Source organism: Faecalicatena orotica (assembly GCF_905197545.1).
Classification (GTDB): domain Bacteria; phylum Bacillota; class Clostridia; order Lachnospirales; family Lachnospiraceae; genus Faecalicatena_A; species Faecalicatena_A orotica.
Window position 1 is genome coordinate 778,627 of sequence record NZ_CAJJZH010000001.1, and the last position, 25,616, is coordinate 804,242.

Genomic DNA, 25,616 nt, shown 5'->3' on the forward strand with positions numbered 1-25,616 from the left:
AAGGCTACTTTTTGCGGAATAAGATGCGGAAAATGAGTACAAGTATCAGGATGAATGAGATGAAATACCCGATAAAACTCAGCCACGGGATTCCGAACCACCTTGGCATAGACATTGTATTGAGGATCAGCCCGGAACCTATAAACAGTCCGACCGCAAGAATACTCAAGATAAACCGGTTGGCCGTCCTCTGGATATCTTCCCGGATTTCTTCGGAATCAGCGACCTGCAGATTGAGCTGTGCCTGCCCATTCTTTGTGATATTCAATAGGTCAGACAGCTGTGCGGGTATATCCAGTGATTTATCCATAGAGGTGTACAGCTGGCGGCCCTTGTGGCGCAGCAGCTTCTTAGCATCTAGTTCCTTTATGAGAAGGGTGGACATATGGACTGACAGAATCTGGATGATATTTACATCCGGGGCACATGCGGTCAGTGTCCCCTCCATCGTAATCATGCTGCGTCCGAGCAGGGTGACGTCGGGGGTGATAGCGAGCCTGTGGTCTTTCACAAGTTCCAGCATCCGTTCAATCAGTGTGCCCAGCTTCATAGTTCCAAAATCCATAGAAAGATATTTGCTTAGAATATCGTCAATGTCGGTGTACAGACGGGCATGGTTAACACGCTCCTGAGGTTCGCCGAAGGCCAGAAGCACGTTTTTAAGGGCATAGATATCATTTTCCAGAATTGCGGTGATAGCCTTTTTTAAGAGCTGTTTATTATGCTGTGTCAGTCTTCCGGTCATGCCAAGGTCCAGCCATGCAATCTGCCCGCCGGCTACCCAGAGATTGCCCGGGTGCGGGTCTGCATGGAAAAAACCATCTTCCAGTATCTGCTTGCAGTAGTTTTCGGCCGCCTTCTGGCCAATCTCGGTCATATTGTAGCCGAGGTCTTCCAGCTGTGCTGTCTCATCTATCTGGATTCCGTTAATATATTCCATGACAAGCAGCCGCGGTGTAGTCAGCTCGTGGAAAACTTTCGGGCATGTGACATAGGCGATCTCTTTCTGGTTTTCATAAAACAGGTCCAGATTAGCAGCCTCCTGTACAAAGTCCATTTCCTCCTGTGTTGTCTTCCACAGTTCATCCAGAATTGTTTTAAAATCAATGAGATCCTCGGTGCCAATGGCAATCTTTAAAATGCCGGCAGCCTTTTTCATAAGGCGGATGTCATTCTGCATCGTCTGTTTGATAGCCGGCCGCTGTATTTTAATGACAACTTTTGTGCCGTCTTTCAAAACAGCAGGGTGTACCTGGGCGATAGAAGCAGAGCCAAGGGGTGTCTCTTCTATCTCTGAAAAAATATCAGAAACAGGCCTGTTCAGCTCTGTTTCAATCACGCCGTAAATTATATGAAACGGCAGGGGCCTTACTTCCGTCCGCAGTTTCGTCAATTCCTCACAGTAAGATTCCGGCAGCATATCTGAGCGCATTGACATAATCTGTCCCAGCTTGACATAGGTGGGCCCCAGATCTTCTAAAATCTCCCGCAGCTTGACAGGAGACAGGCCGTGCGTGACCTGGTGGCGCCTAAGCACCGCCAGGATCTCGCGCAGCCTCTTGTCAGAAGCGGGAGATTCCGTATTATTCTGTTCCTGTGTTACAAATGTCTCGTCCATAATCAGCTCCGTGGTCAGCCTTCCTGTGTATCCGTCTTTTCTTCCTGATCCCCGCTGCATGGGATATCAGTTTCTTCTGTCTCGTCACTGCAAGGGGCATCTGTGTTTTCTTCCTGATCCCCGCTGCAAGGGGTATCGGCTTTCTCCTCCGTCTCATCCTCGCATTCGGCGGCAGCCTTTTCCTCATTGGCTTTCTCAGCCTCTGCTATCTTAGCCTTTAAGGCGGCAAGCTCGTCCGGGTCCATATGGCTGACAGCATCCATTGCGTCCTTGTATTCCTTAACAACGGTGACAGAAACATGTTCTTTGACTTTTTCTTTTGCGTTCTGTTTAAGCTCTTCGTTGAGGACCTTGCCCTGTTCTACAGTAAGTTCCCCCTTTTTAACAAGATTATCCACAACATCCTTTGCAGTCTCAGCCGTAACGGCAACTGCGCCGACACCTGCCAGTAATATTTTCTTCAAACCTTCATTCAGTTCCATAGTAGCACCATCCTTCCTTAGTAAGACAAATAAAATTTATATATATTATTATACCACAAAGCCGTCTCCCCATTTCTTAAATTTTTGGAAATAGGGGACAAATTAAGAGTTGATTGACGACTGTCCATTCCCTGTTTCCTTTGCTTGACCCTTCTGTAGGAGTGTGGTAGGATGAAAACATAATTGACATTATAAAACGTTATTAAGCAGGAGGTTTTTATGATTCGTAAAATGAAACTGGAAGACAGAGATGTGTATTTAAAGATGGCGCATGATTTTTATCACTCACCGGCAGTGCTCTATCCCATTCCGGATTCTTATATTGAAAGGACATTTGAGGAATGTATGAACGGGGGGACTTATGCATTGGGCTATATTCTGGAGTCTGAGGGGCAGACAGCCGGGTATGGTCTGGTTGCAAAGACATTTTCCCAGGAGGCAGGGGGATATGTGTACTGGCTCGAGGAACTTTATATTCTGGAGGAGTACCGCTCAAAGGGACTTGGAAGCGAATTCTTTGCCTATGTGGAAGAACATAAAGAAGAAGGGGTTACCCGGTTCCGGCTGGAAGTGGAGGATGATAACGTGAGGGCGGCCGCCCTTTATGAGAGACTTGGATACAAGCCTCTTGCATATAACCAGATGGTAAAAGAATTTCATGATTAAGGAGGCTGACGTGATGACGAAAGCAGGAGAGAGAAAGGTAGAAACGGTTGAGAAAGTAAACGGAGGAGCCGGATTTATAATGAAGGAGGCGCTTCTGATGCCGGAACAGCTCGGCGAACACTGCAAGATGTTTTCCAAAGTTACGCTTAAGCCGAACTGTGAGCTGGGACACCATGAGCACCACGGGGAGACGGAGGCCTACTATATCCTTTCCGGAACAGGAATGTATGATGACGACGGCAAAGCGGTGCCGATAGAGGCGGGGGATGTTACGTTCTGCGAGGACGGCAAAGGACACGGGGTGAAGAATACAGGAAGTGAAGATCTGGAATTTATTGCATTGATATTGAAGAAGTAGCAGTAAATGGTGATTGAAAGGAAGAACAGGCGGATGACAGATGGTTGTATCATTCGCCTGTTCTTTTTTGCATCTTATTCCAAAAATTCTTTCAATGTGTCCAGCAGACGTGTATTATCCTCTGGCAACATCATGCAGAAACGTACATATTCCCCTTCCAGACACTGGAAGGAAGAGCAGTCACGGATCATAAGGCCCCGTCTGATGCAGGCCTCAAAAAGACCGGATGCAGTCAGTCCTTCCTTTAGGATCTGGATCAGGATAAAGTTTGCATATGCATCGAAGACTTTTATGAGCCTGATTTTACGGAGCTCCTCCAGCATACGGGTACGCTCACCCAGAATCAGCGTGCGCGTATGCTGTATATAGCGGCTGTCCTGAAGCATGCGTTCTCCGGCAAACGCCCCGATGCTGTTTAATGACCAGGGAATCTGGTGCTCCCGGACTCTCTTTAAGAACGCTTCATTGCCGGTGACACCGTAACCAAGTCTGAGGCCGGGGGCGGCGAAGAATTTGGAAACCCCGCGCAGCACCATGAAGTTACTGAATTCTCCAATGAGGGACACTGCACTGACTGCCCCGATATCTGGTGCGAATTCTACATAGGTTTCGTCAATCATGACAAAGGTATCTGCTTCATGGCAGGCAGTTAAGATCCGGCGCATATCTTCCGTCCTAATGACGGAGGAGGTCGGGTTATTGGGATTACATATAATAAGGAGGTCAAATCCTTCTTCCAGTTTTTCTAAAAAGTCAGGGACATTCAGACGGAACCCATCATCCGGATTTAGGTGGTAATATTCCTGTATACTGTCTGAAAAGGAAAGCTCTCTGGCATACTCTGAATAGGTCGGACCGAGGATGAGTGTCTTTTTCGGACATCTCTGTTCGATCAGGAGGGAGATCAGTTCGGTTGAGCCGTTCCCTACGAGAACGGAAGAAGGGGGGACCTTGCAGTACTGCCCGATGGCATTTCGAAGTGAAGTATACTCCCTGTCCGGATAGGTAGAAATGATATCCAGATTTGCCGCGATTTCCTGTCTGACTTTTTCGGAAAGGCCGAGAGGGTTGACATTGGCCCCGAAACAAACGATGGATTCCTTTGGAATGCCGTAATATTCCTCTATTTTCTCAAGATCACTGCCATGAAACTCTGGTTTTGTATTCATGTATACAATCTCCTTTCAAATTCTTTCATTCACCCGTTGCAAGAAATACTATATTGATGATATAATTCATTATAGCGTGCTTATGAAAAAATGCAACGTCAGGAAAAGTAACATTAGAAAATGAGTAGGTGACGAACTTGAAGAATAAGATTAAACGTCTTTCCAAAGGAGATTTTCACATTCCGCAGCCAGAGATCATTTTCCCGGAGACCCGGATCATCATGCGTGTCGGTGAGGGAGAAATGTATAAGGGGAGTTTCTCTTTGCAGAACCAGGGCGAGGGGACTATCAGGGGGCTTGTATATCCCTCTTCTTATCGTGTCCATTGTGAAGAACAGGGCTTCGATGGGAATCCGGTTAATATCTATTATACATATGATGGCTCCGGGCTGGTGCCGGGACATGTCGAACATGGTAAGTTCACGATTGTATGCAACGGGGGCGAATATGACGTTGCATTTACAGCGATCATCGAAAAGCCATTTGTTATGACAAGCTATGGCAAGGTGCAGAGCCTCGAGGATTTTAAGAAGCTTTCTTTCCGCGATCCGGCCGAGGCAGAGAAACTGTTCCGTTCCAGAGATTTTTACGAGATATTAAAATATGAAGACAAGCGTATTCAGGCATTGTATGACAACATGCGCAAGTGGGAGCTGGATCAGCAGGCATTGGAAGAATTCCTTGTCGGCTGCAAGCAGAAAGAGAAGATATTCCTGACGCTTGAGGAGGAGAGCCGTGCCTTCATGGAAGTGGAGGAGGCACGTAAAGAGACACTGACTGTCAAGAAGAATACATGGGGCTATCTGACGATCGATGTCCGCACGGAAGGCGATTTTCTGACAGTCGAACATGCCAAGGTTACGACAGAGGAGTTTATCGGGAATTCCTACCGCCTGGAGTATATCATTACGACAGAGCAGCTGCACAGGGGAAGCAACTTCGGGCAGATCATACTGGAGACTCCGTACGAGTCACTCATCTATGAGATCGTGGTCGAGAAGGACGTGAAGCGGGAGGAGGACTACCGCAGTGCAGACATAGAGTTTGCAAGCATTGTGAAACGCTATCTGACATATGAGGCCGGCAGGATAGACCTTAACACATGGACAGAGGAGTCGGTGAAGAAGCTGGAACATCTGCGTGAAGCAGACGGCAAGAATGAGATATATCTGCTGGTACATGCACATGTCTGCCTTCTGGGCCAGCGCTTCGAAGAGGCAAAGTGGATTCTCGAATCTTATAATTATAATAGATTTGCAATTGGGAAAAATGTGGAGATGAGTTCCTATTACCTGTACCTTACCACCCTGCTGAGCAATGATTCCATCGGGCAGCGCAGGGTTGCAGAGGAGCTTTCCAAGTCTTACATGAAGCATCCGGAGAGCTGGATGATTCTTTGTATGCTTGTAAATGTGGATTCGGAATATAAGATCTACAGTGAACGGCTGCGTGTGCTGGAACAGCATTTTTATGAGGAAAAGAACCATAGTATCTGGTTTTATATGGAAGCGTTCAAGTGTTTCAGGGATAAGAGTTCTTCTCTGAAGAAGCTGGGGACATTTGAAGTGCGGGTATTGTATTTTGCAGCAAAGTATAAGCTGATGACAAAGGAACTGGCACTGTATACGGCCAATCTGGCGAGCCAGCTGAAAGGGTTCGACAGACACCTGTATGAGACACTTGTGCTTGCCTATAAGATGTATGAAGAGTCCATGATCCTAACGGCAATCTGTACACTGCTGATTAAAGGCAACTGTGTGGACAACCTTTACTTTAAGTGGTATGAAAAAGCCGTGGAGTCAGAACTGAAGATCGCCCAGCTGTATGAATACTATATGGCCTCCATCCGGGTGCAGCATTTCCACAAGGCACTGCCGCGGTCTGTATACCTGTATTTTATGCATGGGAACAATCTTGATTACCACAAGTGTGCGCTGCTGTATTCGAACCTGATTACCTATGAGGACGAATCCAACGAAATCTATGCACACTACAGGGATGAGATGGAAGCCTTTGCATGGAACCAGCTGGAACGCCGGCACATAGACGAGCAGCTGAGGATTATTTATAAGCGGTTTATCGTAGAACGTTCTATGAATCCGGAGCGGATTAAGGCGCTTTACGATATCTGCCATGCGTATGAGATCACGACGAAAGTGCCGAATATGAAGTTTATCCACATTATCTCGGATAACGGGACCATAACCCAGAAGGTTCCCTACAGCGACAGGGGGACACAGGTGTTCTTATATGCGAAGACGGACAGGCTCGTGTGGGAGGCAAAGGACGGCAGACATTACACAGACTCTATTCCCTATGAGAGCAGACGTTTATTCTATGAACTCCGTTACATGGATATGTGTAAGAAGTTCCTTAATAGTATGCGCCTGAACCGTCTCGAGGAAGAGGATGAGCCGCTGACGCTGGAGGTGGTCAGGGAACGCGGTGTGGAGGCTTACAGCGAGGAGGAATTGTTTGCGCTTTGCAGCAAGACGATCAGGGAGAATAATTATGAAAATGACGATTTCCTGACGTATATCTGTTTTGAACTATTTAAGCAGGGACAGTATGATAAAGTGATCCTGACCTATCTGTCCAACTATTACTGCGGGGCAACTTCGGAGATGAAACAGCTTTGGAGAGAGGCGCGGGAATATGAGGTACACAGCCACAAACTGGGCGAACGTATTCTGACACAGATGCTGTTTTCAGAAGAACTCTTTGCAGAAGTGCAGGTGTTTGAGGAATATTATGCGGAAGGTGCTTATTTCAGGCTCCAGCAGGCTTATCTGGCCTATATGTCCAGAGGGTATGTGGTGGAGGACAGGAAGATCAGTAAGAGCGTGATCGACATCATCTGCCGGGAGTATGAGAAAGGCGAAGATACGATAGATATCTGCAGAATCGCTGTTTTAAAATATTACTCGGCAAGAGAATATAATTCCATGATACGTAAGACGCTGAAGAAGTTTTTGCAGGAATTGTGTGGAAAGCAGATTTATTTTCCATTTTTCCTGTCTTATGAGAAGGAATGGCTGATCGAGCTTCAGCTCTGGGACAAGACTCTGATTGAGTACAAGGGGCAGAAGGGTAGCAGGGTTATGCTTTACTACCAGCTTCAGAAAGGGGATACGGAAGCGGTTGATTACTCGACGGAGGTTCTGACACCGATGTATGAGAATCTGTATGTAAAGAAGTTTGTGCTTTTCTCAAACGAAACCCTGAAGTACTATTTCAAAGAAACGATTGACGGCAACACATACCGCAGTGATAAGGAAAGCTGCGTGAAGGAAGTAAAGCGGGGCGAATCCGGCAGGTATGGACGGCTGAATGATATTCTGCTTTGTGAAGGCCGGGAGAAGGAAATGAAGATGAAGGCTTATGCGGCCGAGGATGCGATAGCGGCACACATGTTTGAACAGTATTGATGCCGCGGGGAGGTGGTCTGTGATGGGACAAGGGAATATAATTGGATATGAGATAAATGAAAAGACCTGCCAGATCAGTTTCTATAATGAGCAGCAGCTCGAACCGGAGACTATGGAGGTGGATGCGGATAACTATCAGATTCCGCTGATCATCGGAAAGCTGAGGGATACGTGGGCCTACGGCAAGGAGGCCAAGCGTCTGGTGACGGTCAAAGAAGGTTTTACAGTCACAAGACTTCTTGATAAGAGCCTGGCAGGGGAGAAGATTGAATTTGGGGAGGAAACGTATGATGCAGTATGGCTTCTGTCCAAGTTCGTGCAGATGTCACTGCAGTCTTTTCCGCAGATTGACGGGATTGTTTTCAGCGTGCCGGAACTGAACGAGGAACTGGCGCAGCTCCTGCGCGGGATTGCGGTGCGGATGAACATAGATAAGCGGCATATTTTTATTCAGGATTATAAGGAAAGTTTCTGCAACTACCTGTTTTACCAGCCGAAGGAACTGTGGCAGTATGAGGCGGCGCTGTTCTGCTGTGACAGGAATGAAATCAAGGCATATATGCTGCGCCGCCTGAAGCCCGGACTGGGCGGGGGAAAGACGACGTTTGTCACGGTCGACGAGGTGGCCAGCGCGCATATGAAGGAGCTGGCGGCGGTATATCCGGTATTGAATGAGGATAAGGCAAAAGAGGCCGATATGCGGTTCCGGAAGTTTATTGAAGGCGTATTTGACAAACGGATTGTTTCTTCTGTATTCCTGACAGGGGAAGGGTTTGAGAATAACTGGTACCCCACATCCCTGCGTGTGCTCTGCAACGGCAGAAGGGCCTTTATCGGCAATAACCTTTACAGCAAGGGCGCCTGCTACACAGCCTACCGCAAGATGTACATGCATATTGAGGACCCGGTCTATCTGTCGGATACAAAGCTGACGGACCAGATCACAGTCAATATGAGGGTGGACGGGCAGGAAATGTGGTATCCGATCGTATCGTGGGGGGCCCACTGGTATGAATCGAATAATCAGTGGGAGGTTCTTTTGGAGGACGTGGAAGACATCGAACTTCATGTGGAATCACTGATACAGGGAACCTTGAAGACGGAAGTGATCCCGCTTGAGAATTTCCCGAAACGCGGGGAATACTCTATGCGATTGCAGCTGGAAACACTGTTTCTCGATGAAAAGACATGCAAAATCACGGCAAGGGACGTAGGATTCGGGGAGTTTTTCCTGCCTACGGATTTTCAGGAAGAGAAGATAATTCACTTAGGAGGCAATGATGGGAAGTTTAATTCTTTGTCATGACAGACACGCAACGCATCCTTATGAGATCACGAGGATACACTGCAAGATATATACAATTGAAGAATTATGCTATTATCTGTGCAATAATCTCTACCTGATTGATTACACGATTATGAATGAGCAGCTCTGCAACTGGCTGGAAGAGGAAGTAGGTCTGACCGTACTTGCAGGAAGCCTGCGGGACGTCATCCGCCTGAACGGCTCAGTTGAGAAGTTTGTACTGACGATTCTAAAAAGCTCCAAGATATTCCGTGAGCCGGAGATGATCCGTATCCAGAATGTACTGGAACGCCTGAAGAACCAGAAGGATATCGAACGCCAGAAGTATAAGGGTGACAACCTGCTGGAGAGCGGTGAGATAGAAGAGGCAATTCTGGTATATCAGGCGATCCTCAATGAAGATCCGGATGAGAGCGTAGATCCCAAATTTTACGGGAAAATATATGCGGGCCTGGGGGCGGCCTATGGAAGGCTGTTCCTATATCAGGAATCTGCAAAAATGTATGACAGGGCATATCAGATCTGCGAAGATAAGGCACTTCTGAAGCCGTATCTGTATGCATCATACAGATATATGTCTTTGGAGGAATATCACATCCTCCTGACAAAACACGACGATTATGTAGAAATCAATGCCCAGATGCGCCAGGAAATGGAGGACATCAAAAGCCATCTCCAGATGGATCCAAGCGCGGTGATGCTTGAAAAATGGAAACAGCAGTACAGAAGAAGCCATATATAAAATGAAATGCGGCCAGGGGGGAAGTTCTTCCCCTTAGCCGCTGTTTTTAGCTGTTTTCACGGCACAGAATCTTGACTTTTGTCTGGATGTATGATATGCTGTCTAAGCGATTTAGCGTGGTAAAGTAATCAATTGATAAAAGAATAAAGCACTGCGCAAGGGAGGACGAACTTATGAAAAGAAAATTAGCATTGGCTCTGGCTGCGACACTTATGCTGTCAACGGCTCTTACAGGGTGCGGAAGTAAAGAAGATACAGCGAAGGATTCCGGCAGTTCAGAAAAGAAAGAGACAAAGAGTAAGACAGAAGTGGTCAATGAAGAAAAGGCGGAGGGTGATAAGTTTACACTTGGATTCGATGCAAGTTTCCCGCCTTATGGGTATAAGGATGACGATGGTGAATATGTCGGATTTGACCTGGACCTGGCCCAGGAAGTGTGTGACAGGAATGGATGGGAGCTTGTAAAGCAGCCGATCGACTGGGATGCAAAGGATATGGAATTAAGCTCAGGTACGATCGACTGTATCTGGAATGGATTTACGATGAATGGCCGCGAGGATGATTACACATGGTCTGATCCATATGTGGACAACAGCCAGGTGGTTGTCGTGGCAGAGGATTCCGGTATCAAATCACTGGAAGACCTGGCAGGCAGGATTGTCGAGGTGCAGGCGGACTCTTCGGCGCTGGCAGCACTGGAAGGCGACCAGAAGGAACTTGCGGATACATTCGGACAACTGACACAGGTGCCGGATTATAATACCGCATTCATGGATCTGGAGGCCGGAGCGGCAGAGGCGGTTGCGATGGATGTCGGTGTTGCAAAATATCAGATCGCTTCCAGAAACGGCGGCTACATAACACTTGACGAAACAATATCTTCAGAGCAGTATGCGGTTGGTTTCAACAAAGGCAATGAAAAGTTAAGAGACCAGGTTCAGAAGACGTTAAATGAGATGGCAGATGACGGCACATTCATGACGATTGCAAAAAAATGGGGTGTTGAGGACTCTGTTACTTTAGGCAAATAAAATAAGAAAAGATGGAAAAAAGGTCAGGAACTGTATCTGGCCTTTTTATCCAGTTAAGACCCGGAGGACGATGAAATGAAGATTAGTATTATGGCGATGATAGGGCAGCTGTCAGGCGGAATGCTGGTTACGATTGAGATATTTGTGGCTACGCTTTTGTTTTCCCTGCCGTTGGGATTGATTGTTGCATTTGGAAGGATGTCAAGAATTAAGATCATACAGTGGATCACGAAGGCGTACATATCTATTATGCGCGGGACGCCTCTTATACTTCAGCTGATGGTTGTTTACTTCGGGCCGTTTTACATATTCGGAATCCGGATCTCCACTTCCTACAGGATTACTGCGGCGCTGATTGCGTTTGCGATCAATTATGCCGCGTATTTTGCGGAGATATACCGGGGCGGGATCGAATCCATGCCGGTGGGACAGTATGAAGCCGCGAAGCTTCTGGGGTATAACCGGAGCCAGACTTTCTTCCGCATTATCTTCCCGCAGGTAATCAAGCGGATTATGCCGTCAGTGACCAATGAAGTCATCACACTTGTAAAGGATACTTCCTTAGCATTCGGTATTGCTGTTGCAGAAATGTTTACGACGGCCAAACTGATTGCGTCATCGCAGACTTCGGTAATCCCCCTTGTTGCGGCAGGAATATTCTACTATATCTTCAATCTTGTCGTGGCTGTCATTATGGAAGGGATTGAAAAGAAGCTGAATTACTACCAATAGGAGGAAATGTCATGAGTTTGCTGGAAATGAAACATATAAAAAAGAGCTTTGACGGCTTTGGAGTGCTTGAGGATATTTCCCTGACGGTAGAGGAGGGCGAAGTCCTTGCGATCATCGGGCCTTCCGGTTCAGGAAAGTCTACACTTCTGCGCTGTGCAACGAATCTTGAGGCACCGGATGAGGGGGAGATTCATTATGAGGGAGAGTATGGACTCGTATTTCAGAACTTCAACCTGTTTCCCCATTTTTCTGTGATAAGGAATATTACCGATGCACCAATCAAGGTGCAGAAAAGAAATAAAGACGAGGTATTTGCCGAGGCAAGGGCACTGCTTCAGAAAATGGGACTTCAGGATAAGGAGAACGCTTATCCTTACCAGCTGTCGGGCGGACAGCAGCAGAGGGTTTCCATTGCAAGGGCACTTGCGATGAACCCGAAAATTTTATTCTTCGATGAACCGACATCGGCCCTCGACCCGGAACTGACAGGTGAGATACTGAAGGTCATTAAAGATCTGGCTGCAGAACATATGACGATGGTGATTGTGACACATGAGATGAATTTTGCCAGAAATGTGGCTGACCATATTATATTCATGGACAAGGGAGTCATAGCCGAACAGGGGACTCCGGATGAAGTATTCGGCTCTGACAACACGAGGATGAAGGAGTTTCTGGGGAAACTTTCAGAAGAATATTGATAAATGCAATACTATATATAAGTGTTACTTATATATTCACGCAAAAATAAATAATGAACATTATTTTATACAAGGCAGAGGGTATATTGATTTTCCCTCTGCCTTGTATTATAATTAGCCTGCGAGACTTTGTTTTTCACGATTTGAAAGACAGTCGTACCATTTAACGAGGATAAAACAAAAAGGACAGGTGTGAACGTATGAAAAAATTAGAGCAGTTATACGAAGGAAAAGCAAAGAAAGTATTTTCAACAGAGGACCCGGATATTGTAATTGTAGATTATAAAGATGATGCCACTGCATTCAATGGCGAGAAAAAAGGAACAATCGTAGGAAAAGGCGTAATCAATAACCGCATGACCAACTATATTTTCCAGGTACTGGAAAAAGAAGGCGTTCCGACTCACTATGTAGAGGAATTAAGCGACCGTGAGACGGCAGTGAAGAAAGTCGAGATCGTCCCGCTGGAAGTCATCGTGCGTAACGTGGCAGCAGGAAGTTTTTCCAAGAAGCTGGGCATCGAAGAAGGAAGAAAATTATTAGCACCGACACTGGAATTCAGCTACAAAGATGATGATCTTGGCGACCCGATGATCAACGACTACTTTGCAATCGCAATCGGGGCTGCTACAAGAGAAGAGATCGACAAGATCACAGAATATACATTCAAGGTGAATGATGTCCTGAAAAAGTTCTTCGATGAAGCAGGTATCGAACTGATTGATTTCAAGATCGAATTCGGAAGATTCCACGGTGATATCATCCTTGCCGACGAGATTTCACCGGATACATGCAGACTGTGGGACAAAGAGACTCATGAGAAACTGGACAAGGACCGTTTCCGCAGGGATATGGGCAATGTAGAAGATGCCTATCAGGAAGTCTTTAAACGTATCGGCATCAAATAGGATAAAATTTGAAACAGAATAGGAGATAACATTTTATGAGTACGGACCGTTATGTCAGCCCTCTTTCAGAGCGTTATGCCAGTAAAGAGATGCAGTATATATTTTCACCGGATAAGAAGTTCAGGACGTGGAGGAGGCTCTGGATCGCCCTTGCCGAGACGGAGAAGGAACTGGGACTGAATATTACCGATGAACAGATTGAGGAATTAAAGGCCCATGCGGACGATATCAATTATGATGTGGCGAAAGAGCGTGAGAAAGTCGTGCGCCATGACGTGATGTCACATGTGTACGCTTATGGTGTTCAGTGCCCGAAAGCAAAGGGGATCATCCATCTGGGGGCAACTTCATGTTATGTAGGGGATAACACGGATATGATCGTGATGTCCGAGGCACTGAAGCTGGTCCGCACAAAGCTTATCAATGTCATTGCCGAGCTGGCGAAGTTTGCCGGTGAATATAAGGCACAGCCGACACTCGCTTTCACACATTTCCAGCCGGCACAGCCGACAACGGTCGGAAAGCGTGCAACGCTCTGGATGCAGGAATTTGAGATGGATCTGGAAGATCTGGACTATGTTCTGGGAAGCCTGAAGCTTCTTGGGTCTAAAGGGACGACAGGGACACAGGCAAGCTTTCTGGAACTGTTTGACGGGGATCAGGAAACAATCGACAAGATCGACCCGATGATCGCTGAAAAGATGGGATTCAAAGCATGCTACCCGGTTTCCGGACAGACATATTCCAGAAAAGTGGACACAAGGGTGCTGAACGTGCTTGCAGGTATCGCGGCCAGTGCACATAAGTTCTCCAATGATATCCGTCTGCTCCAGCATCTGAAAGAAGTCGAGGAGCCGTTTGAAAAGACACAGATTGGTTCTTCTGCTATGGCATACAAGAGAAACCCTATGAGAAGTGAGAGAATTGCATCTCTGTCCAGATATGTGATGATCGACGCCCTGAATCCGGCAGTTACATCGGCTACCCAGTGGTTTGAAAGAACACTGGATGATTCCGCCAACAAGCGCTTAAGCGTGCCGGAAGGCTTTCTGGCTATCGATGGTATCCTGGATCTTTGCTTAAATGTAGTGGACGGGCTCGTTGTGTATCCGAAAGTCATTGAAAAGCGTCTGATGTCAGAGCTTCCGTTCATGGCAACGGAGAACATCATGATGGATGCCGTAAAAGCCGGCGGGGACAGACAGGAACTTCATGAGAGAATCCGTGAGCTTTCTATGGAAGCGGGACGCAATGTGAAGGAGAAGGGACTGGATAATAACCTTCTCGAACTGATTGCCGCAGACGATGCATTCAACATGAGTCTGGAAGACCTGAAGAAGACGATGGACCCATCCAAATATGTGGGACGTGCAAAAGAGCAGGTTGAGGCATACTTAGGCCGCGTGATCAATCCTTTGCTTGAGGAGAATCAGGACGTGCTGGGAGTAAAAGCCGAAATTAATGTATAGGCTTCTGCAGTCAGGGAAAATTTTTTTAAAGAGTATATTCAGTGAAGAAGGCATTGAAAAGCAGACGGTAACAGGCTTTTCAGTGCCTTTACTGTAACTGTGGATGTAAGGTTGACATTACTCTGGGGAGGACATATAATTACAGGAGAAGATGACAAAGTATAGAGGTGTAAAGTAAATGAAAAACAGAATCCGTGAATTTCGTGAACAAAGAGGCATGACACAGGAACAGCTTGGAGAACTCGTGGGGACATCCAGACAGGCAGTCAATGCAATAGAAACGGAGAAATTTGAACCATCTATCTGGCTGGCACATGATATCGCACAAGTATTCGGGTGCACCATTGAGGAAATCTTTTTATTTCAGGAAAGTGTCAGAAAATCAAGAGCTGACAGCAGCAGAGGAGGAAAAAATGGCAGTTAGGAACATACGGTATCAGGGTGATCCCTTATTGAGAAAAAAGTGTAAAGAAGTGAAATGCATAGATGACAGGATCAGGCAGATACTCGGGGACATGATGGAGACATTGCACCAGACAGGGAATGGTGCGGCGCTGGCGGCGAACCAGGTGGGAATTTTGAAAAGGCTGGTTGTAATCGATTATTGCGGCCATACCCTGAAACTGGTGAATCCAGAGATAATTGGAAGAAGTGGTGTTCAGGAATGTGTGGAGGGCTGTTTAAGCTTTCCGAATCGCTTTGTAAAGACCATCCGCCCCGAGAAAGTTACGATTCAGGCTCTGGATGAAAATGGCGGGGAACTGATTCTGACCGGCGAGGGGGAGATGGCAAAATGTTTTTGCCATGAACTTGAACATTTAGACGGGGAAATCTTTTTGGATAAAGCAATTGCAGAAATTGACATGTCTAAAGAAACGTCTGATTGTGAATAATGGTGAATAATATGTAGAGTATGGAAATATTAATGATTGCATCGGTGTATGGATTGCGATACAATGACAGAAAGAAATAACAAGCGTATATGCAGACAGATGATGTATTGGGGAAGACCCGAAGGAGGCAGTAATTATGGCATTATGGATTATTCTCGCAGTTGTAGTGATTCTTGTGATCTGGCTTATCAGTTCCTATAACGGTTTTGTCAAATTGAGGAACAAAGCGGAAGAGGCATTTTCGGCAATGGACGTATCTTTGAAAAAAAGGTATGACCTGATCCCTAATTATGTGGAGACTGTCAAAGGTTATGCAAAGCATGAGTCTGAGACTCTGGAGAAGGTCATTTCCGCGCGGAATGCAGCGATGAATGCATCGACTGCCAAGGAGCGGATTGAAAATGATAATATTCTGAGTAATACATTGAAGTCTCTATTTGCATTATCAGAAGCTTATCCGGACCTGAAGGCAAACCAGAACTTCATTCAGCTTCAGGACCAGCTTTCACGCATTGAAGAAGAGATTGCGGGATCCAGAAGATACTACAACGGTGTTGTAAACCGTTTTAATACGAAGATCGAGATGTTCCCGGGCAATATTCTGGCAGGCATTTTCGGGTTCAGGAGAAAACCTCTGTACGAGGTGGAAACGGCTGGCCAGAGAGAAAATGTAAAGGTATCATTTTAACAGCGCTGTCAGGGGGATATGCATATGAAGAGGATGAGCGGTAGAGCGGTTTCATTTCTGGTCTGGGGCGGGATCTGGCTGCTTTTGACATTCGGCTCCGGGGCTGTGGAGAAGAGGACAACGACCACGGCAGGGGTAGAACAGGATACGGCCATGAATACCCGGTATTTTAATACAGACGTTGTTGTCAGGGAAGACCGGTCCTATGAGGTGACGGAACATATCGGCGTGGATTTTCTGGATGCAAGGCATGGGATTTACCGCCATATCCCGTACAAGGGAGTTATCTATTCCCTTGATGAGAATGCAAAGCTGAGGCCGGTTCCGTATCATGCGAAAATTACGGACATTCATTCAGACTCCGGTCTGGATGTGACATCAGAAAATGGCAGCAAGGTCCTGCGTCTCGGGGATGCAGATGCCTTTGCAGCATCACAGGAAGAGTATAAGATTTCCTATACAGTCATCCCAAGGGTACAGACAGAGGATTATTATGAGACAACATACAATGTCATGCCCGGCCAGTGGCAGAACAGGATTCCGGCGGGGAGTCGATTTAGTATCACATTTCCGAAGGAAATAGATCATAGCAAGCTTCGCTTTTACTATGGTAGTTACGGGGGAATCGAGAATGCAAAGGAGATTCTGAAATTAACCTGGGATGGTAATACGGTAACCGGTATATTAAAGACGGACCTGAGAATTGGGGAAGGAATTACTTTTTATGCCCCCGTGGAAAAAGGCTATTTTACAGGGACGAACAGTCTGTCATTTTTAAGATGGCTTTTGTTCCTGCCGGGGATCGCAGTATTCCTGCTGATACTGATCCTGTTTTTAAAATTTGGAAAAGACGAACCGATTATTACATCGGTCCAGTACCAGCCCCCGGAAGGATTAGACAGTGCCGCGGTCGGATATATTATTGACGGAAGCGTGGAAGACAAGGATGTTCTTTCCCTGATTATCTACTGGGCGGATAAAGGGTATGTGCGGATCGAAGAAATGGCGGACCATGAACTGTGTCTGTATAAGCTCTCAGAGCTTCCGGCAGATGCACCGAATTACCAGCATACGGTCTTCCGAAAACTATTTGAGCGGGGGGCGGAACGTAAAATCTCAGAACTTCAGTACAAGTTCAGGGGAACTTTGGACATGGCAAAGACACAACTGAAGAATTACTTCAAGAGCGGTGGAAATGATATGCTGTATACCCGCGGGTCAAAGATTTCCCGCGTGGTTTCGAAGGTTTTATGTACGCTGCCACTTGCATGGTTTATGGCGGTTACCAGTATTTATTCTTATACAAGTATAGGCAGGGGGATCCTGCAGGTGGTCCTGTGGGCTGTGCTGCTGGCCGGCATGCTGATCTTCTGTTCCAATATTGATGACTGGTATGCAAAAGCGAATGTGTCACGAAAAGGGACGGCTGCTGTTACACTCGGAATCTGTTTTCTCTCTACGGCAGTCTATACAGGCAGTTATATCATGCGGGTGATCCAGAGAGAGGTGTTTGATTATATCTGGGTCCTGATTCCAGTGCTTGTCATGACTGGCGCATCGATCGGCATGACAGGTTTTATGAAGAGCAGGACTCCCAAGTGTGCCGAGTGGATGGGACGCATTGCAGGTCTGAGAGATTTCATAGAGACGGCAGAACTGGACCGGATGAATGAACTGGCAAAGACCGATCCTCAATGGTTTTACCACGTGATACCGTATGCATATGTGTTCGGTCTCTCGGACGTGTTTGCAAAAAAGCTGAAGAATTTGTCTCTGGCTGCACCACAGTGGTATACACCATATCACAGCTATACATTCTTCGACTATTATATGTTTAACAGGCTGATGATAAGCGGCCTGAACAAAACAGCGTCGACCCTGACCGTGCCTCAGCCTTCTGTGACCTCGGGAACAGGTCACGGAGGCGGAGGTTTTACGGGAGGCGGCTTCTCAGGGGGCGGATTTTCCGGAGGCGGTTTCGGCGGCGGAGGCGGCGGGAGCTGGTAACAGGAGTGCCCGGGGTATATTAAAAAAGCGTAAAGGAATGCTGTAAAAGCTTGCAGCATTCCTTTTTCTTGTGTAAAATCGTGATGTTTCAGCTGCTGTGCACACCAGAATGGTATGTACAGCAGCATGTTTCTGCAAAAAAGCAAAGAAATGTTGCATAATAGTTGCAGCGCTGCCGTTTCTTTTGTAAAATCAGTAATTGTGGTGTTTGGAAAATTATAGAAGGTACAGGTGAGGGATTATGGAATATTGCGGTAAAATTACAAGAAACATGTTAAGTAAAAGAAGAATGTTTTCGGCGTTGGGTGCCACGCTGGCGATGATAATTCTGACGGGGACGGCATATGAACTGCCGGAGTTGAATTATGCAGAAATTGCGTCAGCAGATACAAAGATGATGGAAGAAATGACAAAGAATCCATACCAGCCGATAGCAGGAAACATTAATGGATGGGATCCGGCAAAGATTCTGACACAGTGGCCGGATAGTGTTAAATTCCCGTGGAAAAATATGGAGGCCGGTGCTGTAAGGCTAAAGAATGCGAATATGTATATCGGGCCGGCAGTCGTTCTGCCGGATGAAAGTGGTATGAATCTGACGGGAAATTTGTATTCCGGACCGGATATAGCGATGGATCACCATGCAGCAGGTGAAAATACATATGGAAAGTACCCTTTCACTCCGGACCCGCCGGAGATTGTGATACCCGGCACACCGGAGAATGTGGTATCCGGTACACCAGAGAATGTGGTACCCGGTACACCAGAAACAGTACTGCCTGACACACCGGAGAATGTGGTGCCTGATATACCGGAAACGGTTCTGCCCGACACGCCGGAAATTGTGCCGCCCGATGTACCGGACGAAGGCTCTGGCACGGATGTGCCGAATGATGGAACTGCACCGGACACTCCTTCAGACGGAACTGTGAATGCAGCGGCAGGATTCGAAATTAATGAGGAGGGACTGCTCTGCCGCTTTATACCGGAGGAGGCCCAGATTGATGACGGTTACTTAGTCCTTCCTGCTGAAGGCTGTACGGGGATAGTGAGTGGTGCATTTGATAACGCCGGGGAGGGAATCACTGATATTGAGATTCCGGATAATATAACTTATATTGAAGACGGTGCACTGAGCGGACTACCGGAGCTGTTCTGTATATGGACGGGAGATGGAAACCCAGTTTATACGCAAGTAGACGGGGTGCTGTTTGATAAGGATATGACAACAATCGTTTCATTTCCAAGCGGCAGAATCGGGACCTATGAACTTCCATCCTCTGTAACGCGTATTGCTGATTACGCTTTTGCTAATACGAATCTGTCAAAGCTGGTCATGATCAAAAGTCTGCCGCCGGAAGTGGGCAGCATGGCATTTGGTGAAAGTGGAGGCAGTGGTTTAGTGATTTCTGCTCCTCCAGATTATTTCGAAGAGTTTCAGGAAATCTTCTCCGGTTTTCAGGTAACTGTACAGTTAAAGTAATCGGGGGTTTCACAAGTAATGTATTTGTGTTAAAATGTTTAAGTATTTATACAGCCGGGGATTAGAGCGTGTTTGATAAATCAGCCGTATACATGATTTATCAAACACGCTCTGGGGAATACCAGATTCCCGGCATAAGTGGATTGAAAAGGCAGGACATATAAATATGGATTATAAACTTGTTATGAATACAGCGGTCCTGGCGGGGGAACTGATGTTGTGCAGCGGAGCCGAGACGTACCGTGTGGAAGATACGATGAACCATATCCTTCGTACCGCGGGCACACAGACGGTGGAGGCTACTGTGATGATGACAGGTCTTGTGGCGACATTAGGGGGCCCGGACATGGAGCCGATCACTGCCACGAAGCGTGTGCAGGAACGCGGGACGAACCTGAACTGCATCATGGAAGTAAATGATATATCCAGAAAGTACTGTTCCGGCGGGCTGACGCTGGAAGAATCCTATGAGAGACTGAAAAAGGCCGGCGGGAAACAGCACCGCACATGGATCTATAATCTGGCAACAATCCTTGCAGCCACCGGATTTGCACCATTGTTTGGCGGAGGGATTACCGAAGTAGGGGCGGCAGTCCTGACCGGTACGGTGCTTGCCCTGACGCATACCATTGGAAAACGGCTGGGGATCAATGGTTTCATTCTGGACATGCTGTCTTCCTTTGCGATAGCACTGGCTGCTATTTCACTGAAACAGGTCATACCGTCTGTGAATGATAATATTATCATTATGAGTTCGATCATGCCCCTGGTTCCCGGTGTGGCAATTACGAATGCGGTGCGGGATACACTTCAGGGGGATTATATTTCCGGAGGGGCCAGAATACTGGAGGCATTCCTGATTGCGGCCTCAGTTGCACTTGGCGTCGGTGCGGGCATTGCACTGGCAGGCGTATTCTTCCGGGGAGGTGGGCTGATATGATGCTGGTATTCGGGGTGGCGGGATGTTTTGTGGCCGTGGCTGCATTCGCGGTATTGCTGGAGACACCGAAGAAGTACATGCTGCACGATGGGATCGTAGGTGCGATCGGCGGTTTTGTCTATCTGTTCAGTGTGCAGTGCCACGTGGATGCCGTACTGGCATCTTTCTTTTCGGCACTTGCAATCGCACTGACCTCGCACATCTTTGCCAGAGTATTTAAAGCCCCGGTGACCATATTTTTGATAGCGGGTATTCTGCCGACCGTTCCCGGTGCCGGTATGTACCGGATTGTTTATTATCTGATAGCCAATGACAGTGCACAGTGCAGTTATTACCTGACACAGACACTGGAAATTGCGGGGGTTATCTCACTTGCCGTATTTATTATGGACACCTTGTTTAAGGTGCACTTAAAAAAAACGGTTCCGAAAGATACACATTAGGAATGTGAATTGAAATGTTGAACAATCGTGGGACTTGATTTATAATGATTTTAACAATGAAACCTGCGGCAAATGTGTAAGGAATAGGAAGGCGGGATGAGTATGCCGGGCGCTAATATTTTACAAATGCTGAAAGAGAGTCAGTATACTGTTGCGATGAGCGGGATTGAGATGCTTTTGGAGAATGGATATCCCGGATTGAGGGACGGGGCTGTGTCATATGATATCGAGCAGAAGTACGGTTATTCTGTGGAGGAGATCATGAGCAGTGCCTTTTATGCAACCAGGAAGGAACTTTTTTTTGAATTTTACAAAAATGAGGTTCTTGCGCAGACAGAGATACCGCCGGGAAAGGGATTTATGAACCTCCAGAAACTGGAAGGGTACGGCCTGATACAATGTTCAATTACCAAACGCATATTTGGACTTTTAGAGAGGGCGGGCTGTAAAAACGTGGTCAACCTGCACGGTTCCGTGTATGATAACTTCTGCCCCCACTGCAGGAAGGAATATCCGATAGAGTACATGAAGAATGCAAAGGGGATCCCCCTTTGTGAAAAATGTGAGAATACAATCCGCCCGAAGATCACATTGTTCGGGGAGATGGTAGATAATGGCATTGTGACGAAAGCTGCCGAAGAGATTCAGAAGGCAGATGTGCTGCTTGTTCTGGGAACGAGCCTGCACGCAGCACTGTGCCATCAGCTGATTCAGTATTACAATGGGGAGAAGCTGATCCTTATTACAAATCAGGAGCATTATTCAGATAAGCTGGCAGATGTAGTGATATACAGCAGAGTCGATGATGCACTTGAAAAACTGGTAAAGACATACCAGATAAATTCAAAATAAGAAACAGAAAATGGAGAAAATGACATGAGTAAAGTAAGAACAAGGTTCGCACCAAGTCCGACAGGGAGGATGCATGTAGGAAATTTAAGGACGGCGTTATACGCATATCTGATTGCAAAGCATGAGGGGGGCGATTTTATCCTCCGTGTGGAAGATACAGATCAGGAGCGCTTTGTGGAAGGAGCTCTCGAGATCATATACCGGACACTGGAAAAAACAGGCCTGATTCATGACGAGGGACCTGACAAAGACCGCGGATACGGCCCATATGTGCAGAGCGAAAGAAATGCTTCCGGACTATACCTGAAGTATGCAAAACAGCTGGTGGAACAGGGGGATGCTTACTATTGCTTTTGTGATAAAGAAAGGCTGGAGTCTTTAAAGACTTCCGTATCTGAAGACGGGACAGATATTGTCGTATACGACAAGCACTGCCTCGGGCTTTCCAAAGAAGAGGTGGAGGCAAAGCTGGCAGAAGGGACACCGTGGGTCATCCGTCTGAACGTACCAAATGAAGGCACGACAACTTTCCAGGATGAGATATACGGGGATATTACAGTTCCGAATGCAGAACTCGATGATATGATCCTGATCAAATCAGACGGGTTCCCGACCTATAATTTTGCAAATGTAATCGATGACCATTTGATGGAGATCACCCATGTAGTAAGGGGAAATGAATATCTTTCCTCTGCACCGAAGTACAACCGCCTGTATGAGGCATTCGGATGGGAAGTCCCTGTTTATGTACACTGTCCCCTGATTACAGATGAGAACCATAAGAAGCTGAGCAAACGATGCGGGCATTCTTCTTATGAGGACCTGATCGAGCAGGGATTTGTTTCGGAAGCCGTTGTAAACTTCGTAGCACTTTTAGGCTGGAGCCCGGCGGATACGAGGGAGATTTTCACCCTGCAGGAGTTGGTGGAAGCTTTTGACTACCGCCATATGAATAAGTCACCGGCTGTATTTGACACCGTAAAGTTAAAGTGGATGAACGGGGAATATATAAAGGCAATGGACTTTGACCGGTTCTATGAGATGGCAGAGCCATATATAAAAGAAGTCATTAAGAAGGACTATGACCTAAAGAAGATTGCCGGACTTGTAAAGTCAAGGATCGAGGTATTCCCGGACATTACCGGGCAGATCGATTTCTTTGAAGAACTTCCGGAGTATGATACGGCAATGTACACCCATAAGAAAATGAAGACGAATGAGGAGACATCATTAGAAGTACTGAAAGAACTGCTTCCGCTTCTGGAGGCCCAGGAAGATTACAGTAATGATGCCCTGTTCGAAACGCTGAAAGGGTACGTGGCAGAGAAGGGCTGTAAGAACGGTTATGTTATGTGGCCGGTCAGAACCGCTGTTTCAGGAAAACAGAACACACCCGGAGGTGCCACGGAGATCATGGAGATTCTCGGAAAAGAAGAATCTATAAGCAGGATTAAAACTGCGATTGAGAAGTTAAGCTGAACAAATGACTGGGAAAGAGGTATATATGAGTTTCAGTAAGGCTCAAACAGAGGCAGTCACTCATGGGAAAGGCCCATGTCTCGTACTGGCGGGTCCCGGTTCCGGGAAAACCCTGACAATTGTGAACCGAATGAAATATCTGATTGAAGAACAAAAAGTAAGGCCAGAAGAAATTCTGGTCATTACTTTTACTAAGTATGCGGCCACGGAGATGAAGAACCGCTTTATAAATCTGATGGGAAGTAAGAAACTTCCTGTCACTGTTGGCACGTTCCACGGAATATACTATGGAATTCTGAAATGGGCCTACAGGTTCGGGCCTCAGAATATTTTATCAGAGGAAGAAAAATACCAGCTGATCCGCCATGTCGTGAACCAGCAGGAGGATATAGAGATTTTTGATGAAGAAGATTTCCTGCAGGAGATTGCAACGGAAATCGGGAAGATAAAGAATAACAGGCTAGATATAGAGACATATAAATCAACAAAATGTAATGCCGGTGCATTCCGGGATATCTACCGGCAGTACGAAGAGGAGCGTAAAAAAGAAAGAAAAATAGATTTTGACGATATGCTTGTTCTCTGCTATGAATTATTCAGTGCCAGGGCGGATATCCTGAAAATGTGGCAGGAAAAGTTTCAGTATATTCTAATAGATGAATTCCAGGATATTAACCAAGTACAGTATGACGTGATTAAAATGCTTTCAGCCCCTCAAAATAATCTGTTTGCGGTCGGAGACGACGATCAGTCCATTTACGGATTCCGGGGTGCGGATGCAAAGCTGATGTTCCAGTTTAAGAAAGATTTTCCGGGTGCAAAGCAGATCCTTCTGAATATCAATTACCGTTCCACATCGAATATTGTGGAAAACGCCCTGAAGGTGATCGGACATAACGAAGTACGTTTTGACAAGGCAATCCGGGCGGATAAACAGGCAGGGGCGAGTCTCCATGTACAGGAGGTGCGGGATCCGGTTGAGGAAGGCTCATATATTCTGGATGAAATACAGGAACGAATCAGGTCAGGGGTAAAACCGGAGGAGATTGCAGTTTTGTTCCGCATCCATACAGATGCAAGGCCGCTTGTGGAAGGCCTTTTAGAGCGTCAGATTCCGTTTCAAATGAGGGAGCATATGCCGAACATTTATAATCATTTTATTGCAAAGGATATCCGGACATATTTTAAAATGGCGCTCGGAAGCCGTGAAAGACAGGATTTCCTGCAGATCATGAACCGGCCGAAGCGGTATATTGGCAGGGACAGCCTGTCCGGGAGGAATGTTTCCTTCGAAGATTTAAGAAGATTCTACTGTGATAAAGAATGGATGCAGGACAGGGTAGACCAATTTGAGTGGGACTTGAAAATGCTTGTGAAAATGGCTCCCTACGCGGCTATCCAATATCTGAGGAAACGGATTGGATATGACGATTTTCTGAGAGAATATGCAAAGGAAAGAAAAATCAATGCAGGCGACCTGTTCGAGGTAATGGCGGAGCTGGAAGAGGCTGCCCGCCCATATGCGACGCTGGAAGAGTGGTTTACGCATGTTGAAGAGTATACCAATACTCTGAAGCTCAGGGAGAAGAAAAAAGAACTGAATCATGAAGGCGTCCGCCTGATGACGATGCACGCGGCAAAGGGGCTGGAATTCGACACGGTTTACATTATCGAGGCCAACGAGGGTCAGGTACCCTATAAAAAGGCGCTGAAAGAACAGGGGATTGAGGAGGAAAGACGGCTTTTTTATGTAGCAATGACCAGAGCAAAGGAACTGCTTAAAATCGTGTATGTTAAAACAAAAAACGGAAAGGAGACATCCCCTTCCCGTTTTGTTGATGAGTTATTCCTCGTCTGAGTCGTCATCCAGATCCAGGTCTTCAAATTCCTGAGTATCCAGCCACTCATCGAACTTATCAGCAGCACGTTCGTATTCATCATCATCTTCGATGTTCTCGAGCTCCGGTTCACCCGGTGTCTTTTCAGAGAAGCGATAAAGGAAGACTTGTCCTTCCTCATTGCTGCCTTCCTCATCCAGGGGGAGCAGGGCAATATATTCCTGTCCGTCCACTTCATAGATTGTGAGTACAGCGCACTCAAGTTCTTCATTGTTGTCGAGTGTTAATGTTACGGTGAGTGATTCGTTTTCTTCGTTCATAGATGATCTCCTTTATTGGTTGGCTTATTCTGCAGTTTTATCGGCAGATCCTTCCGCGGGTGC

24 protein-coding genes are annotated in these 25,616 nt (G+C 46.6%); 20 read left to right on the forward strand and 4 right to left on the reverse strand.

What is annotated here, in order from left to right; translation table 11 throughout:
- Positions 1-4: 4 nt before the first annotated feature.
- Both ABIN22_RS03365 and ABIN22_RS03370 read right to left on the reverse strand, forming a co-directional pair.
- A complete protein-coding gene (locus ABIN22_RS03365) occupies positions 5-1,678 on the reverse strand; it encodes an ABC1 kinase family protein (RefSeq protein ID WP_346906566.1) in 1,674 nt (557 codons plus the stop codon).
- Entirely contained in the window at positions 1,633-2,100 is a 468-nt protein-coding gene (locus ABIN22_RS03370) for a phasin family protein (protein ID WP_346906568.1), read from the reverse strand. Before ABIN22_RS03370 ends, ABIN22_RS03365 begins: the two co-directional genes overlap by 46 nt.
- Positions 2,101-2,319: 219 nt before the next feature.
- On the opposite strand from ABIN22_RS03370, the gene ABIN22_RS03375 reads away from it, so the two are divergent.
- Positions 2,320-2,766 carry a GNAT family N-acetyltransferase gene (locus ABIN22_RS03375; RefSeq protein WP_346906570.1) on the forward strand — a complete coding sequence of 149 codons (447 nt, stop codon included), beginning with the start codon at positions 2,320-2,322 and terminating at the stop codon, positions 2,764-2,766.
- Between the two features lie 13 nt (positions 2,767-2,779).
- Positions 2,780-3,124: a cupin domain-containing protein gene (locus tag ABIN22_RS03380; protein ID WP_346906572.1), complete on the forward strand. Its 345-nt coding sequence runs from the start codon at positions 2,780-2,782 to the stop codon at positions 3,122-3,124.
- Positions 3,125-3,198: 74 nt separating this feature from the next.
- On the opposite strand, the gene ABIN22_RS03385 is transcribed toward ABIN22_RS03380, so the two are convergent.
- Positions 3,199-4,293 (reverse strand): pyridoxal phosphate-dependent aminotransferase, encoded by a 1,095-nt coding sequence (locus ABIN22_RS03385; protein WP_346906574.1) that lies wholly within the window; start codon positions 4,291-4,293, stop codon positions 3,199-3,201.
- Positions 4,294-4,430: 137 nt separating this feature from the next.
- On the opposite strand from ABIN22_RS03385, the gene ABIN22_RS03390 reads away from it, so the two are divergent.
- From ABIN22_RS03390 to ABIN22_RS03475, 18 genes are all read left to right on the forward strand, one after another.
- Positions 4,431-7,721: a DUF5717 family protein gene (locus tag ABIN22_RS03390; protein ID WP_118621335.1), complete on the forward strand. Its 3,291-nt coding sequence runs from the start codon at positions 4,431-4,433 to the stop codon at positions 7,719-7,721.
- Between the two features lie 22 nt (positions 7,722-7,743).
- Positions 7,744-9,027: a DUF5716 family protein gene (locus tag ABIN22_RS03395; RefSeq protein WP_346906576.1), complete on the forward strand. Its 1,284-nt coding sequence runs from the start codon at positions 7,744-7,746 to the stop codon at positions 9,025-9,027.
- Positions 9,002-9,769: a hypothetical protein gene (locus tag ABIN22_RS03400; protein ID WP_346906635.1), complete on the forward strand. Its 768-nt coding sequence runs from the start codon at positions 9,002-9,004 to the stop codon at positions 9,767-9,769. Before ABIN22_RS03395 ends, ABIN22_RS03400 begins: the two co-directional genes overlap by 26 nt.
- Before the next feature lie 173 nt (positions 9,770-9,942).
- A complete protein-coding gene (locus ABIN22_RS03405; protein WP_109729308.1) occupies positions 9,943-10,800 on the forward strand; it encodes an amino acid ABC transporter substrate-binding protein in 858 nt (285 codons plus the stop codon).
- A 75-nt stretch (positions 10,801-10,875) separates the two neighbouring features.
- Complete coding sequence (locus ABIN22_RS03410; protein ID WP_346906578.1) at positions 10,876-11,532, forward strand: amino acid ABC transporter permease; 657 nt, start codon at positions 10,876-10,878, stop codon at positions 11,530-11,532.
- An 11-nt stretch (positions 11,533-11,543) separates the two neighbouring features.
- On the forward strand, positions 11,544-12,233 hold the full coding sequence (locus ABIN22_RS03415; RefSeq protein ID WP_109729306.1) for an amino acid ABC transporter ATP-binding protein: 690 nt from the start codon (positions 11,544-11,546) through the stop codon (positions 12,231-12,233).
- Positions 12,234-12,433: 200 nt separating this feature from the next.
- On the forward strand, positions 12,434-13,141 hold the full coding sequence (gene purC, locus ABIN22_RS03420) for a phosphoribosylaminoimidazolesuccinocarboxamide synthase (protein WP_109729305.1): 708 nt from the start codon (positions 12,434-12,436) through the stop codon (positions 13,139-13,141).
- Positions 13,142-13,176: 35 nt separating this feature from the next.
- Positions 13,177-14,610, forward strand: coding sequence for an adenylosuccinate lyase (gene purB / locus ABIN22_RS03425; protein ID WP_346906581.1), 1,434 nt, complete (start codon positions 13,177-13,179; stop codon positions 14,608-14,610).
- Positions 14,611-14,788: 178 nt separating this feature from the next.
- Complete coding sequence (locus tag ABIN22_RS03430; RefSeq protein WP_109729303.1) at positions 14,789-15,034, forward strand: helix-turn-helix transcriptional regulator; 246 nt, start codon at positions 14,789-14,791, stop codon at positions 15,032-15,034.
- Positions 15,024-15,503 (forward strand): peptide deformylase, encoded by a 480-nt coding sequence (def, locus tag ABIN22_RS03435; protein WP_346906583.1) that lies wholly within the window; start codon positions 15,024-15,026, stop codon positions 15,501-15,503. Before ABIN22_RS03430 ends, def begins: the two co-directional genes overlap by 11 nt.
- 136 nt (positions 15,504-15,639) lie before the next feature.
- Complete coding sequence (locus ABIN22_RS03440; protein ID WP_182440754.1) at positions 15,640-16,191, forward strand: LemA family protein; 552 nt, start codon at positions 15,640-15,642, stop codon at positions 16,189-16,191.
- 24 nt (positions 16,192-16,215) lie between these two features.
- Positions 16,216-18,198 (forward strand): DUF2207 family protein, encoded by a 1,983-nt coding sequence (locus tag ABIN22_RS03445; RefSeq protein WP_346906585.1) that lies wholly within the window; start codon positions 16,216-16,218, stop codon positions 18,196-18,198.
- 271 nt (positions 18,199-18,469) lie between these two features.
- Positions 18,470-19,681 (forward strand): leucine-rich repeat protein, encoded by a 1,212-nt coding sequence (locus tag ABIN22_RS03450; RefSeq protein WP_346906587.1) that lies wholly within the window; start codon positions 18,470-18,472, stop codon positions 19,679-19,681.
- Between the two features lie 184 nt (positions 19,682-19,865).
- The gene (locus tag ABIN22_RS03455) at positions 19,866-20,621 is read left to right on the forward strand and encodes a threonine/serine exporter family protein (protein WP_346906589.1); all 756 of its coding nucleotides are present in this window, start codon (positions 19,866-19,868) and stop codon (positions 20,619-20,621) included.
- Positions 20,618-21,064 (forward strand): threonine/serine exporter family protein, encoded by a 447-nt coding sequence (locus ABIN22_RS03460; RefSeq protein WP_109729298.1) that lies wholly within the window; start codon positions 20,618-20,620, stop codon positions 21,062-21,064. The genes ABIN22_RS03455 and ABIN22_RS03460 overlap by 4 nt, the downstream gene beginning before the upstream one ends.
- A gap of 126 nt (positions 21,065-21,190) precedes the next feature.
- A complete protein-coding gene (locus ABIN22_RS03465) occupies positions 21,191-21,916 on the forward strand; it encodes an SIR2 family NAD-dependent protein deacylase (RefSeq protein WP_109729824.1) in 726 nt (241 codons plus the stop codon).
- Between the two features lie 24 nt (positions 21,917-21,940).
- Positions 21,941-23,395 carry a glutamate--tRNA ligase gene (gene gltX, locus ABIN22_RS03470; protein ID WP_109729297.1) on the forward strand — a complete coding sequence of 485 codons (1,455 nt, stop codon included), beginning with the start codon at positions 21,941-21,943 and terminating at the stop codon, positions 23,393-23,395.
- Positions 23,396-23,420: 25 nt separating this feature from the next.
- A complete protein-coding gene (locus ABIN22_RS03475) occupies positions 23,421-25,253 on the forward strand; it encodes an ATP-dependent helicase (protein WP_346906591.1) in 1,833 nt (610 codons plus the stop codon).
- Here ABIN22_RS03475 and ABIN22_RS03480 read toward each other — a convergent pair.
- Positions 25,239-25,553: a DUF1292 domain-containing protein gene (locus tag ABIN22_RS03480; RefSeq protein WP_109729295.1), complete on the reverse strand. Its 315-nt coding sequence runs from the start codon at positions 25,551-25,553 to the stop codon at positions 25,239-25,241. The two genes, ABIN22_RS03475 and ABIN22_RS03480, sit on opposite strands and share 15 nt — an antisense overlap.
- Positions 25,554-25,616 lie beyond the last annotated feature (63 nt).